This is a genomic window from Chelatococcus sp. HY11 (assembly GCF_018398335.1).
GTDB lineage: Bacteria > Pseudomonadota > Alphaproteobacteria > Rhizobiales > Beijerinckiaceae > Chelatococcus.
Window position 1 is genome coordinate 1,714,592 of sequence record NZ_JAHBRX010000001.1, and the last position, 12,550, is coordinate 1,727,141.

Consider the following 12,550-nt stretch of genomic DNA (forward strand, 5'->3'; position numbering starts at 1 on the left):
TAGAGGATGGAAGCGCAAGGTGGACATTCGCGACGCGGGCATCGTCGACATTCCCGGCATCACCCGGATATACAACGACGCCGTTTTGAATACGACGGCGATCTGGAACGACGTCGAGGTCGATGAACCCAACAGGACGATGTGGCTCAGTGATCGCAACAAGGCGGGCTACCCTGTGCTCGTCGCGGTCGGCGGCGACGGCGAAGTCGTCGGCTACGCTTCATTTGGCGATTGGCGAGCCTGGGACGGCTATCGACATACTGTCGAACACTCCATCTATGTTCGCAACGATCAGCGTGGAAAGGGCATTGGTGAGGCACTGATGAAAACGCTGATCGCGCGGGCTCGCGATTGCGGAAAGCACGTCATGGTCGCGGGAATTGAGGCTGAAAACGCAGCATCTCTCCGTCTTCACAAAAAGCTTGGCTTCGAGAAGGTGGGGCATTTGAAAGAGGTCGGCACCAAGTTCGGTCGCTGGCTCGATCTGGCCTTTCTCCAGCTTACCCTCTCTTCGGAGGCGCCCGAGGCTGAATGACGTGTGAGATGCAAGCTGGGACCACCGACTCGGGAGCCCCGTTGATCGAGGGATGCTCTTCTTAAATTTGGAGAATATATATATTCCACAACGTATTAGTCTCCATAAACTAAATTCATTTAACGATAATATAATTGCCAAAATTGTTTTAAAATTTGTCTTAATCAACAGTTAATTGTCTTTTACTCATATTCTTTGCGGTCCACGCAACGCATTTGGAGCGCGGCCCGCGGCGTTGTTGGCCGACTGATCCTTGACCACGGGTGTCGCGGGCGCCGTGAGGGGTGCCTTCTCTTTTGGGGCGGGCGGCGTCAAGCAAAGGCTCCCTTACGCCGGGCGCAGAGCTCGGCGCTGACTGTGATCTGCTTGGATTGCGAGCGTGCCGCGGCATGTTTGCTGCGCGCTGACGAGATCCCGCCAGGAGTCTGGCTTCTCTACGAAGTCGGCACGGCGGCCGCTTCATGATCGGGTCGGATGGAAAGGCAGCTCAATCTTTTTTGCGAACTGATCAGATGAGTGACGTTCAAGGCGCCCACGAGCTTACCTACCCACTCGTCCCTGGACGGGACCTCTCTCCGCGCGGCGACGCGGAACTCTTCGCCGGGTTCAGGCGGCCTCGGCCTCCCAGCGAAATGGCGTGTTGTCGACCCACATCCGGTGCAGGATGACAGCCAGGCGCCGGGCGACAGCTATGGTCGCCTTTGCCATGCCGCGCCGGCGGGCGACGGCAAGCCCCCAGGTCTTCAGTGGCGAACTCTTCTTCGAGACCCGCAGCACGATCCCGGCGGCCTCGACCAGGACCCAGCGGATGCCGGCATCACCACACTTCGAGATGCCGCGATCGCGATCGATCTCTCCCGATTGATAGCGGGAGGGCGTCAGCCCGAAATGGGCTGGCACGGATCGAGATCGGCCGAAACGGGCCGGTTCGTCGACGCCGGCTCGGAAGCTCAGCGCTACCATCGGCCCGACGCCGGGCGCCGTCATCAGCAGTTTGCAGGTCTCGTCACTCTCGGCCAAGCGCCCCATCGCCCTGTGCAACTGCTGGAACTGCTCCCGCAGCACCCGTCGCACCTCGAGAAGCGGCTCGATGATCAGCCGCAGATGCGGGGACTGTTCGAGCAGCTCGACGATGCGCCGCTCGCACTGCAGACGCGTCACGGCGCCCACCTTGAGGCCGAAGTTGCGCAGCAGGCCGCGCAAATTGTTCTCGGCGTCGAGGACCTTCGTCTGCACGAACTTGCGCGCCGTCAGGAGCATCCGGATCTCCTGGCTGCGGACCGTCTTGACGTGCACCGGCTTGTAGAGCCCGACCCGCATCATCTGCGCGATGCCGCGGGCATCGTTGCGATCGGTCTTGTTGATCTGCGCCGAGAGCGCGGCCTTCATGTGCCGCGTCTCGACGCAGATCACAGGATAACCAGCAGCCGCCAGGCCGCTGTAGAGCCACTGCGACAGCGGCCCGGCCTCGAGGCCGACGCGCTTGTAGGGACCGCCGATCGCGTCAAGTACCTCGGCAATCGCCTCCGGATCGCTCTCGACCTTGCTCTCCCGGATCAGCTTGCCACCGGCGTCCATGACGCAGACGCTGGTGGTGCGAACAGACACATCAAGACCGACGAACAGCTCCATGGCAGGTCTCCTGACCGGTTGAACCGATGGAGCCTGCCCAGAAAACCTCTCTCCCGTCATCTGCCAACTGGGAGCAGGCCGGGGCCCCAACAACCCGATCTTTTTTATTGAGCTGCTGGCTGAACGAGGGATCTTCCCCTTGGGAACAGCAAAGCGATTATCTGCACGTAAGATAGGAAGAGTGGCGTCACTCGATCCACAGCATTTTCCGCTGTGGATCGCTATCAACGCCTGACTGAGGGCCGATCGGTCTGGGCAATCCAGCGTATTCATTCAGATATAGGCCGAAGTATTGACGTCCGATCGAAAAGAGCTGCTAGCAGGGCTGCAGAGCCTGCTTCAGCACGCGCTCAACGTTCCCACCGATAATCTTGACGACATCTTCGTCTGAGAAGCCATGCCGCAAAAGGGCTTCGGTGACATTCGCGAGTTCGCCCGGGTTCTTGAGACCGGCCGGATGCATGAGCGACGCGTCGAGGCTGTCACCAATGATCGCCACCTCCGGAAAATTCCGATGGAAATCGCTTAGAAATTCCGGCGTATAACGCCTGTCATCAGACACGTCGGTGCCGATCGCGACATAATCGGGACCAACAAGATCGCATATATGCTTCATATGCGCGATGTAATCGTCCAGATTTGACCCTGCCGACAGGCCATCCGCACGTAGAAAGCCGGACTTCCCAGCGATCCCGATCAGGCCACCGCCCTTGGCGATCGCCTTGATCAGATCGTCGGGCTTGTTTCGTACCGTATTATTGATCGCACGGACGCCAACGTGCGTCGCCATCACCGGCGCGCGTGACATCTCGACGATTTCCATCGACGTGATGTCGCCGACATGGGAAACGTCCAGCGCGACGCCAAGCTTGTTGCAGCGATCGACGAGATTGACACCAAAACGGCTGAGCCCGGACTGGACGCGCTCTCCGCAACCGTCACCCGCCAGGTTGCGGTATTGATAGGTGGGCTGCACAACCCGCAGGCCGAGGGCATGAAACGCGTCGAGCAGATCGAGATCGCCCCCCAGCGGGCCTATCCCCTGCCAATGCATATACATGGCGATCTGCCCGGCGGCCTTCGCCTCGCGGGCGTCCTCAGCGTTCAGCCCGATGCGCAGCGCAGGATGCTCGTCGTAGAAGCGCCGCCAGATCGCTGCTTCCTTCAGCGCCTGAGCAGGGCTTTCATCGACTGCGACCGTGTGCAGACAGGCGGAGACGCCCGAGCGCTGCAGTTTCCTGACCCAGACGTCGTCGCCATAGCGTAGCGATGTGGTGTCGCAGGCATTCCAGACGAGATTGTCGCGGTGGATGGGAAGGTCTGCGGCGGCTGCCACAGTGGCTTGTTCGATCATGGGTATTTCTCCTGCGACACGCGCATAGAGCGGCGAGCTGTGACGGTATCGGAGAGGCCGCTCAATTCCTTCGTTTCAGCACCGGTCTCCCCCCGAGCCGGAGGCCAGCACAGCAAGAAAGCCCCAGCGCAAGGCCATGGGCAGTTTTTGGTCCGATGCTTCAGCGCTTTCTCAGCCGCCAGGCACGCGCGCCATCGAGGAGCAACGCACAACGCGAACCGAGCGCAACGTCCGTGAGACCAGGCAGGCGATGCTGGAAGGTTCCCAGGCCGCCGTCGAGGGTTACAGCCAGGCGGACATGGCCATGCTCGACGGCGCTCGCGGCGACAACGCCTCCGAGCCCTGCCCTGCCCTGATCTCCGAGGCGCATCTCAGCCGACCATTGATCAAAGCCGAGCAGGATATCGTCACCGATCTGCAGATCACGCGCATCCTCGGCGTCCAACCGGGTATCGAGAGCAAGAGACGTGCCGAGCCGAACCTGCCAGTTTTCCCCCGAGCGGCCGATGACGCGCCCCTCGAGAACATTGTGCAAGCCGAGAAACGAAGCCGCGAAGCTCGTCTTCGGCTTCTCGAAAAGCTGTCTGGTTGGCCCCTGCTCGACGATGACGCCATCGCGCATCAGTGCGGTGCGGTCAGCAACTGCGAGAGCCTCGCTGTAGTCATGCGTCACGTAGATCGCGGTGACGCCGAGATCTCTCTGAAGGCTCCGTAATTCCTGTCGCAACTGCAGGCGCGTATTGAAATCGAGGCTGCTCATGGGCTCATCAAGCAGCAGAACACCGGGATTGGTCGCAAGGGCGCGCGCCAGCGCGACGCGCTGCTGCTGGCCGCCGCTGAGTTGCCGCGGCATGCGATCGGCCAGGGTGGGAAGGCCGATGAGGTCAAGCATGGCGCCGACGCGGCGCTTGCGGCCGGCGGCGTCAACGTGTTGCAGCTTGAGGCCGAACTCGATGTTCTTCCAGACCGTGAGATGGGGAAACAAAGCCCATGTCTGAAAGACCATGCCGATCCCGCGCCTGCAAGTCGGCAGATCTGTGACATCGCGACCGTCGATGTGGATGCGCCCCTTGTCGGGCAGGAGCAGTCCAGCGATCAACCGCAGCAAGGTTGTCTTGCCGCAGCCGCTTGCTCCGAGCAGGCAAAGCGCCTCCCCTTTCTCGATGTTCAGATCGATATCCTCAACGCCGGCGTTGGCGGCGAAGCGCTTCTCGATACCTTGGATGGACACAAACGACATCGGAACTACCGTGAGGACTGGGCAACGTTGCCGAAACCGCGCAAGCGGCCGATGAGCAGCATGAAGGCCATGCCGAGAACGATCAGGACGGCCGAGATTGCGGCAAGCAAGGGATCGCTACTGTAAGTTGCATGCTCATACATCCGGATCGGCAGTGTCGCGAGCCCGGGTGACGTCAGGAACAGCGATATCGCGACATTGTCGAACGAGAAAATGAAGCTCAGCAGCAAAGCCGAAGCTACGCCGTTGCGGAGGCTGGGCAAGGTCACGAGCCAGAATGTTTGAAGAGGTGTCGCACCCAGCGTCTGCGCCGCATCCTCGACTTCGAGATTGAGCCCGGTCAGCGCGTTTGAGATCATCTGCACGCAGAACGGCAGGACGATCAGGCCATGAGCCACAACGAGATACCAGAACTGTGGCGCCTGTCGCAGCACGCTCTCGCTGAACTGGAGCAGCGCCAGCCCAAGCAGGACTTCGGGTAGAATGAGCGGCCCAAGCGCCAGGGCGCGCAGCGCCATGTCGGCGCGCCAACGATAACGGACGAGAAGCAGCGCAGTTGGAAGCCCGACCACCAGGCCGATGGCGGCCGCCAGCGCCGCGACCTCGGCGCTGAGCAGGAAGGCGCGGAGCATATCCTCGTTATGGCGGAGCGCCTCGAACCAGCGCAGCGAAAAGCCAGCCGGTGGAAAGGCGACGAACTCGTCCGCGCTGAAGGAAACAACGATCACGATCAGCAGCGGAGAGAGCAGGAACGCGATGACAAGGATCGCATAAAGGGGACCGATCCACGGCCTCAGCCTTCTCATGACGTCCTCTGCTTTGTCAGGGATGACAGGCGTCCCAGCGGCAGAAGGATCACCATGAGGCAGATCGCGATTGCGGCCGCCATTGAGAAATTCAGCGCCATGGCCTCCAGGTAGACAAGGGTTGGAAAGGTGTTCACCTTGCCACCTCCCATGACCGCCGGCACAACGAAAGAGGACACGGCCAGGGTGAAGACGAGGATCGCCCCTGTTACGAGGCCCGGTACGGCGAGCGGAACGGCCACGCGCAGAAAGGTGGCAAGACTGTCAGCACCAAGGGTCGCGGCGGCGTCCCACACAGCCGCCTCAACGCTCTGCATGCTGTTGAAGAGTGCAAAGACCATATACGGCAGCATGACGTGGAGCATCACGATGCAGACGCCAAGCATGGAACCGGTGAAGCGGATGGGCTCGGCATTCGGGATGACCAGACCAACAAGCGCGTTGATCGGTCCACTATCGGCCAACAGCAACTGCCAGCCATAGAGTCTCGCGACGACGTTGACGAACAGCGGCCCCGCGAGCGCCGCGAGCAGCGGTGTCTGCCATTTCGGATGACGGACCATGAAATAAGCGAGCGGCAGGCCAATGATCGCGCTCAGCGCCATGATCGCCACGCCCAATCCCAAAGTCCTTCCGAATGCGGCGAGATAGTATCCGCTGCTCAGAATCTCGCGATAATTCGCGAAATTCCATCCACCCTCGGAACTGGCGCCCTGAAGACTGGTCGCGATCAGCAAACCGACAGGCGCGGCGAAGAACGGCACGAGCAGGGCAAAGCCCGGCAGTGCGAGCCAGCCCAACCGCCCATCCCTTGTCGCGCTTGCGTGCATTGACATCACCTGCTCGCGATCGTTCAGCCGACGATCTCTTTCCGCCAACGATCGGCCCACGCCGGCATGCGCTGCCCCATCTCAAGGAAGTTGATGTCGAGCAGACTACCGAGGATCGCGTCGTTTTCGACGATCTCGCTCTTGAGGGACGCGGGCACCTCCATCGCGATCGAGGGAGCAACCTTCGCGAGGCTGGCCCATTGCGTCTGCTGCTGTGGCTGGAGCATGAAATCAGCGAAGCCAAAAGCAAGGTCTCCGCTCGGCGGATTCTTGGGGAAGCCAAGGCCTTCCGGAGAATAGGGCGCCCCCTCCTTCGGCACCGTCGCAACCACGTTGCGGGATGCGAGCGGTATGCCGAGATCCGCGACGTTGACCGTCGCCCAGGTGTCACCGGCGACAAGGGATGTCAGCGCATTGGATGAAATCGCATAGAAATCGCGAATATTGGGCCGCAAGGCCTGCATGGCCTTCCAGCCGGGCTCAAGGTTACTGGCGCTGCCGCCGTTGATGATCGCGGCTGTGATCAGTATTGAAGCTGCGCCAAGCGTCGGCATGTTCTGGACACTGATCCGCCCCTTGAGCTCCGGCCGCCATAGATCATGCCATGACGTGATCTCGAAGGGGACGAGGTCCTTGCGCCAGAGGATGCCAAGCGCCTTCCAATGCAACGGCGTCGATGCGTAGCCGTCGGGCACTTCAAACGGCTTCAGGAGACGAGGCTGGATGCTTGCCACGCCCGGGATCTCCTTCGCCGTCACGGGCCGCAGCAGCCCCTTCTCTGACGCGGTCAGCATCGCTTCCGCAGTCATCATGACGGCATCGAAGGGGGAGCGCTCCCGCGCGGCCTGGAGCTTGGTCAGCGTAAGCTGGGACGAGCCGATAGCGAGCTCCAGCTCGTAGCCGGCCTTGGCGATATCCGGTCCCATCGTCTTGAGCGCGGTCTCGAAAACACCACCGAATGTACCGAGAACCAGCTTACGGCTTTGGGCAAGCGCCGGCTTCGCGAAAAGGCCGCAGGCCCCTGCCATGACCGAGGACGCGATCAGCGTGCGACGGCTCAACGTCATCTCAAAACTCCCAACTTCTCATGTTCCCGTGGATTATTGACGGCAGCCCGAGCGCGCCCGACAAACGGATCGCTCGCTGACCTCTACTCTTATATAACACTATCTGAGTTGAAATTCTGATTGTCAATGACGATGTGGCTGGACGTGGCGCTTCCGCTTTCCTATGCATGACAGAGGGGAGATCTGCTCATGACCGAGAGAGAAGATGCCATGCTAGGCCGCAACAGGCCCTTCGACAGCGATCCGAACGATCGCAGGCCGCTTTATGTGCGGCTCCGCGAGGCTTTGCTCGAACGGATCGCGTCGGGCGAGTGGGTTGCTGGCGCGAGCCTGCCCTCCGAACAGGCTCTGTCGAGTGCCTACGGCGTTGCGCAGGGGACGCTGCGGAAGACGCTCGATACGCTCGTCTCGGAAGGGAAACTCGTGCGGCGCCACGGGAAGGGCACCTTCGTCGCGACCTATAATGACAGCCGGGCGTTGTCGCATCTGCTACGGCTCGTCGGCCGCGATGGCCGGCGCGAAATTCCGACCGCGCGCATGATCAGCCACGTCAAGGACGAGGCGAGGAAAGAGGAGGCCGAGCGGCTGCAGCTGCGCGCGCGCGCCAAGGTTATTCGAATCGAGCGAGTACGCTTCTTCGCCGACCAGCCTGTGATCTGGGAACGTCTGGCCCTGCCCTTTGCCATGTTTCCGGACCTGGAACCAAGCAAAGTCAATGAATTACCGCCGCACCTCTACGAACATTTTGGCCAACAGTACGGGATCCTCGTGCGTGACGCGCTGGAAGACCTCCGGGCGGTCGCCGCGGATGAACCGGAGGCCAGTCATCTTCTTGTCCAGCGCGGGTTTCCACTGCTGGAGATCGACCGGCTTATCTACGGCTTCAATGACCGGCCCATCGAATGGCGCGTCAGCCGATGCGTGACGACCGACCTCGCGTTCCGCACGGAAACCCGTTGAATGCTCGCCTAGAGCATAATCCGACCGGATTGGAACGAGGATCGATAAGATTATGCTTGAAGCAAAAAAGCTTAGAGCGCTGAAACGCTCTAAGCGCCTGGCGGTTTTTGCTACCCGGAAACGGCCGGTGGCGGAGTGCCCTGCGCCGGTTCGCGGGCCTTGTTCAGGGAAGCGCGGATCTCGTCGGCGAGGAGATTGGCCACGATCCGGCCGATACGCGAGAGCGGTTTCCTCGCGTCCGCGGCGATGGAGACCGTCTGCGGCTCGGCCCCCTTGTCGCGCACGGGCAGAAATTTCAATGAACCGGCTGTGAGTTCCGGCGCCGCGTCGAGTTCGGATGTGAAGGCGACATAGCGCCCGCCGCGGGCGAGCTGTTTGACCAGCTGGAGGGAATTGGTGACCAGCGCCTTCTGCGGATCGGCGAACAGCCAGCTGTAGCGCGCGTCGAGATAGCGGCGGATCATAAGCGCCTTGCTCTGCAGGGCGATGGGATGAGCGACCACTTCCTGCAGGCTCACCGTTTCATGTCTCGCCAGCGCATGGGTTGGAGCCACGATGCAGCCGAAGGGCAGTTCAGCGCTCCAGTGCACATGGACATCGCGGCGCGGCGACAGATTGAAAATGGCGGCGATATCGCCATTGCCGGCCAACAACGCGGTGAGCGCATCATCCGGACTGGCGATCTCCACCTCCAGCGAGATGCGCGGCTGCTCGATAGCCATCCGCTCGATGAAACGCGGCAGGAAGCCGTTGGCGTGGCTGTCCATCGCCACCAGCCGCACGTGCCCTTGATCGACGCCCTGAAGCTGCTTGATGTCGGCCGCGACACGGCGCTCGTCGTCCCGCCAGCGCCGCGCCAGCGTCACTAGCGCATCGCCGGCAGCCGTGAGCCGCATGCCACGCGGAAGGCGCTCAAAGAGCTCGACATCCAGTTCCCGCTCCAGCAGCAGGATCTGCCGGTCAATCGCCGAGGCGGCAACATTCAGCTCCTTGGCGGCTTTCTGAATAGAACCCGAGCGCGCGACCTGATGCAGATAGCGCAGAGAAGCGGGAACCAGAGAGGCGCGTGCCATCAGACCATCCTAATTATTCGAATGGACTGTTGCTCAATCTGCGCTGGACGGCAACGCATTTGTGGTCGACCCTGCATGGGACATCAGATCATCGGGACAAACCGCCCTCGCCGGATTCCAGAGGCCTGTCGATGAGCAGCGTTGAGACTATCGACGTGCCCAGCCGCGCCATCAGCGGCGACCCATCTCGGGCGCCCATCGGGCATGCGCCGGGCGTAGGCGCGGTGGGCGCGCCTCTCGGGGACAGGCTTTGGCGCATCGTCGCGGGGACGCGCTACACCGGCTATCTCCTGGTCGCGCCGACCGTTCTTTTTCTTGGCGTCTGGTTCGTCTGGCCCGTGCTGACGATGATCCATCTCAGCCTCACGGCGCGGGTCGCTGACGGCGTGATGATAGAGGGTTTCACGTTCGAGAATTATGTCCGGCTGTTTTCCTCCGATCTCTATTTCCGCATCCTGATGCGCACGCTACGCATCGCGCTCATGACCAGCCTTTTCGCGATGCTGTTCGCCTATCCGCTCGCCATCGCGATCGCGCGCGGAGGCCAGACCATCGCCCGCCTCGTCACCATCACCATCCTCGCGCCGCTCCTGGTGAATGTGGTGGTGCGCTCCTACGGCTGGCAGACCATTCTCAACAAGACTGGCGCGCTGGCCTATGTGCTGAAGGCTGTCGGCATCACCAACCCGCCCGTGCTGCTCTACACGGAATGGGCTGTCCTGATCGCCTGCGTGCATGTCTATCTGCCCTTCATGGTGATGCCGATCGCAGGCGCCATCGGCCGGATCGACCGTTCGGTCGAGGAGGCGGCGCGCGTGGCCGGCGCAACGCGCCTCGCCGTGCTCACCCGCGTGATCCTGCCGCTGAGCCTGCCGGGACTCGCTGTCGGCGCCTCGCTTGTCTTCTCGCTGAGCGCAGCCGCCTATGTCACGCCGCAGATCCTCGGCGGCAATTTCTCGCCGCTGCTCGGGACGCTGATCGAGCAGCAGATGCTGACGCTCAACGACTGGCCCTTCGGCGCGGCGATCTCGACCTTGCTGATCACCCTCGTGCTCGCGTCGAACCTCGTCTTTCTCAAGCTCGTCAGCCGGCGCTTCGCGCGCTGGACGGCGCCCGTCCGGTGAGGGAGATCACACGATGACCGATACCGTCAGCCTCCCGCTCAAGATCGCGGTCGGCGTCATCCTCGCACTCGTCGTGGCCCCGCTCGTGGTGCCGGTCATGATGTCCGTCTCGGACACGCCCTACATCGTCTTTCCGCCGCAGGGCTTCACGCTGAAATGGTACGGCGAGGTGCTGGCCAACCCGGAGGCGCGTGGCAGCTTCCTGTTCTCCCTGAAGCTTGCCGCCATCGTCACGCTTGTGTCGCTGGTTCTCGGCCTGCCCTGCGCACTCGGGCTGACGCGCTACCGCGTGCCTGGGCAGAATGCGGTGCTCGGCCTCATCCTTTCGCCGCTGATTGTGCCGCTGATCGTCACCGGCGTGGCCCTTCTCCAGGTCTTCGCGATGCTGGGATCGCGCGCCACGATGATGCAGCTCGTCATCGGCCACACGGTGGTGTGCCTGCCCTACGTGATCCGTTCCGTGTCGGCCAGTCTCCAGCTGGTCAACCGCAACCTCGAGGACGCCGCCGCGGTGCTTGGCGCTCCTCCGCATGTTGTCGCGACCCGTGTTGTCTGGCCGCAGGTACGCCCCGGCATCCTCGCCGGCGGCACGTTCTGCTTCATCGTCTCCTTCGATGACTATCCGATCTCGATGTGGCTCGCCGACGGCAATCATTTTCCAGTGCCGCTTTATCTCTACACGGTCATCGAGCGTTCCTTCGATCCGTCGATCGCGGCCATCGCCTCGCTGATGATCGTCTTCGCTCTTCTTCTCGTGCTCGTCATCGAAAAGGTCTTTGGCCTGAGTCTCGCGAGGCTCGCGAGCTGACGGCCGTTCACATCCAAATCAAAACAAGGGGAACATGTCATGACGCCTATATCCCGTCGCATCTTCGGCAAGCTGGTCCTCGGTGCCGGCGCGCTCGCACCCCTAGGGTTCGTCCGCAATGGCTGGGCCCAGGGCAAGGAGATCCAGATCGGCATCTGGGGTGGCTCGCAGGGAGAATTCGTCAAGAAGAACATCATTCCGGCCTTTGAAAAGGATTTCGGCTGCAAGGTCACGGCCGAGGAAGGCTTCACCCTCGCCAATGTCGGCAAGATGCGCGCGACCAAGGCCAACCCGAAATTCTCCGTCATGTTCATCGACGACGTGGCGATCCCGATCTGCAAAAGCGAGGGGCTGATCGAACAGCTGCCCGCCGCCGACATGCCGGCGCTTGCCAAGCTCTATCCGCGCTTCGGCTTCGATGGCTGGGGCACGGCGCTGGCGATCTCGGTGGCTAGCACGTTCAACAACACGTCCGTCACGCCCCCCGCCAGCTATGCCGAGCTGTGGAAGCCGGAATATGCCGGCAAGCTGAAGCTGGTGAGCCCGAAGAACACGCCGTCCGTCTTCTTCCTCATTGTCGCGGCTGCGCTCAAGAGCGGCAAGCCCTTCGCGGAGGCGCAATATCTCGTCGACGACAGTTTCGACAAGGTCGCAGAGATCAAGCCGAACGTCATGAACCTGTTCGACAACGGTCCGCAGGCCGCCAACGAAGTTGCGCAGGGCCAGGCCGATATCGGGCTGCTGGAATTGTCGAAGTACATCTATCCCTACACCGCCAAGGGCGCGCCGGTCACGATGAGCTTCCCGAAGGAGGGCTCCTTCGCCGGCAACAACTGTCAGGTGCTGGTGAAGGGCGGGCCGAACAGGGACGTCGCCGTCGCCTTCATGAACCGCATGCTGGAACCGGCTGTGCAGAAGGCGTTCTCTGAATATGCCTTCACCGCCCCGCCGGTCTCGGGCATCGAATTTTCGCCGGAGACGCTCAAATTCATCGCCTATCCCGTCGAGGAAATGGACAAGCGCGGGCTGTTCACACCCGATTGGGAATACATCAACGCCCGCCGCTCGGGCTGGACCGAGAAGCTGAACGGCATCTTCGGCGTCTGAGCTTTCGTCGCGCA

The 12,550-nt window shown here is 61.9% G+C and carries 12 protein-coding genes; 5 read left to right on the forward strand and 7 right to left on the reverse strand.

Going from position 1 to position 12,550, the window contains the following annotated elements:
• Positions 1-19: 19 nt before the first annotated feature.
• Positions 20-535: a GNAT family N-acetyltransferase gene (locus KIO74_RS07985; RefSeq protein ID WP_291979282.1), complete on the forward strand. Its 516-nt coding sequence runs from the start codon at positions 20-22 to the stop codon at positions 533-535.
• 606 nt (positions 536-1,141) lie between these two features.
• On the opposite strand, the gene KIO74_RS07990 is transcribed toward KIO74_RS07985, so the two are convergent.
• From KIO74_RS07990 to KIO74_RS08015, 6 genes are all read right to left on the reverse strand, one after another.
• The gene (locus KIO74_RS07990; protein ID WP_213331506.1) at positions 1,142-2,167 is read right to left on the reverse strand and encodes an IS110 family RNA-guided transposase; all 1,026 of its coding nucleotides are present in this window, start codon (positions 2,165-2,167) and stop codon (positions 1,142-1,144) included.
• A gap of 316 nt (positions 2,168-2,483) precedes the next feature.
• Positions 2,484-3,521 carry a dipeptidase gene (locus KIO74_RS07995; protein WP_213331507.1) on the reverse strand — a complete coding sequence of 346 codons (1,038 nt, stop codon included), beginning with the start codon at positions 3,519-3,521 and terminating at the stop codon, positions 2,484-2,486.
• Positions 3,522-3,681: 160 nt separating this feature from the next.
• Positions 3,682-4,761 (reverse strand): ABC transporter ATP-binding protein, encoded by a 1,080-nt coding sequence (locus KIO74_RS08000; protein WP_213331508.1) that lies wholly within the window; start codon positions 4,759-4,761, stop codon positions 3,682-3,684.
• Between the two features lie 5 nt (positions 4,762-4,766).
• The gene (locus tag KIO74_RS08005; protein ID WP_213331509.1) at positions 4,767-5,567 is read right to left on the reverse strand and encodes an ABC transporter permease; all 801 of its coding nucleotides are present in this window, start codon (positions 5,565-5,567) and stop codon (positions 4,767-4,769) included.
• Positions 5,564-6,403 carry an ABC transporter permease gene (locus tag KIO74_RS08010; RefSeq protein WP_213331510.1) on the reverse strand — a complete coding sequence of 280 codons (840 nt, stop codon included), beginning with the start codon at positions 6,401-6,403 and terminating at the stop codon, positions 5,564-5,566. The genes KIO74_RS08005 and KIO74_RS08010 overlap by 4 nt, the downstream gene beginning before the upstream one ends.
• 17 nt (positions 6,404-6,420) lie before the next feature.
• The gene (locus KIO74_RS08015) at positions 6,421-7,464 is read right to left on the reverse strand and encodes an ABC transporter substrate-binding protein (protein WP_213331511.1); all 1,044 of its coding nucleotides are present in this window, start codon (positions 7,462-7,464) and stop codon (positions 6,421-6,423) included.
• Between the two features lie 189 nt (positions 7,465-7,653).
• Here KIO74_RS08015 and KIO74_RS08020 point away from each other — a divergent pair, with 189 nt between their 5' ends.
• Positions 7,654-8,424: a GntR family transcriptional regulator gene (locus KIO74_RS08020; RefSeq protein ID WP_213331512.1), complete on the forward strand. Its 771-nt coding sequence runs from the start codon at positions 7,654-7,656 to the stop codon at positions 8,422-8,424.
• Between the two features lie 110 nt (positions 8,425-8,534).
• On the opposite strand, the gene KIO74_RS08025 is transcribed toward KIO74_RS08020, so the two are convergent.
• A complete protein-coding gene (locus KIO74_RS08025) occupies positions 8,535-9,497 on the reverse strand; it encodes a LysR family transcriptional regulator (protein WP_213331513.1) in 963 nt (320 codons plus the stop codon).
• Positions 9,498-9,628: 131 nt separating this feature from the next.
• Here KIO74_RS08025 and KIO74_RS08030 point away from each other — a divergent pair, with 131 nt between their 5' ends.
• The 3 genes from KIO74_RS08030 to KIO74_RS08040 are packed head-to-tail and all read left to right on the forward strand — an operon-like array spanning position 9,629 to position 12,536.
• A complete protein-coding gene (locus KIO74_RS08030; RefSeq protein WP_213331514.1) occupies positions 9,629-10,621 on the forward strand; it encodes an ABC transporter permease in 993 nt (330 codons plus the stop codon).
• A gap of 13 nt (positions 10,622-10,634) precedes the next feature.
• Positions 10,635-11,429 carry an ABC transporter permease gene (locus tag KIO74_RS08035; RefSeq protein WP_213331515.1) on the forward strand — a complete coding sequence of 265 codons (795 nt, stop codon included), beginning with the start codon at positions 10,635-10,637 and terminating at the stop codon, positions 11,427-11,429.
• 39 nt (positions 11,430-11,468) lie between these two features.
• Positions 11,469-12,536, forward strand: coding sequence for an extracellular solute-binding protein (locus KIO74_RS08040; RefSeq protein WP_213331516.1), 1,068 nt, complete (start codon positions 11,469-11,471; stop codon positions 12,534-12,536).
• The last annotated feature ends 14 nt before the right edge of the window (positions 12,537-12,550 follow it).

Coding starts and splice junctions, on each gene's coding strand:
- KIO74_RS07990 (WP_213331506.1), bottom strand. CDS start 2,167: ATGGAGCTGTTCGTCGGTCTTGATGTGTCTGTTCGCACCACCAGCGTC.
- KIO74_RS07995 (WP_213331507.1), bottom strand. CDS start 3,521: ATGATCGAACAAGCCACTGTGGCAGCCGCCGCAGACCTTCCCATCCAC.
- KIO74_RS08000 (WP_213331508.1), bottom strand. CDS start 4,761: ATGTCGTTTGTGTCCATCCAAGGTATCGAGAAGCGCTTCGCCGCCAAC.
- KIO74_RS08005 (WP_213331509.1), bottom strand. CDS start 5,567: ATGAGAAGGCTGAGGCCGTGGATCGGTCCCCTTTATGCGATCCTTGTC.
- KIO74_RS08010 (WP_213331510.1), bottom strand. CDS start 6,403: ATGTCAATGCACGCAAGCGCGACAAGGGATGGGCGGTTGGGCTGGCTC.
- KIO74_RS08015 (WP_213331511.1), bottom strand. CDS start 7,464: ATGACGTTGAGCCGTCGCACGCTGATCGCGTCCTCGGTCATGGCAGGG.
- KIO74_RS08020 (WP_213331512.1), top strand. CDS start 7,654: ATGACCGAGAGAGAAGATGCCATGCTAGGCCGCAACAGGCCCTTCGAC.
- KIO74_RS08025 (WP_213331513.1), bottom strand. CDS start 9,497: ATGGCACGCGCCTCTCTGGTTCCCGCTTCTCTGCGCTATCTGCATCAG.
- KIO74_RS08030 (WP_213331514.1), top strand. CDS start 9,629: ATGAGCAGCGTTGAGACTATCGACGTGCCCAGCCGCGCCATCAGCGGC.
- KIO74_RS08035 (WP_213331515.1), top strand. CDS start 10,635: ATGACCGATACCGTCAGCCTCCCGCTCAAGATCGCGGTCGGCGTCATC.
- KIO74_RS08040 (WP_213331516.1), top strand. CDS start 11,469: ATGACGCCTATATCCCGTCGCATCTTCGGCAAGCTGGTCCTCGGTGCC.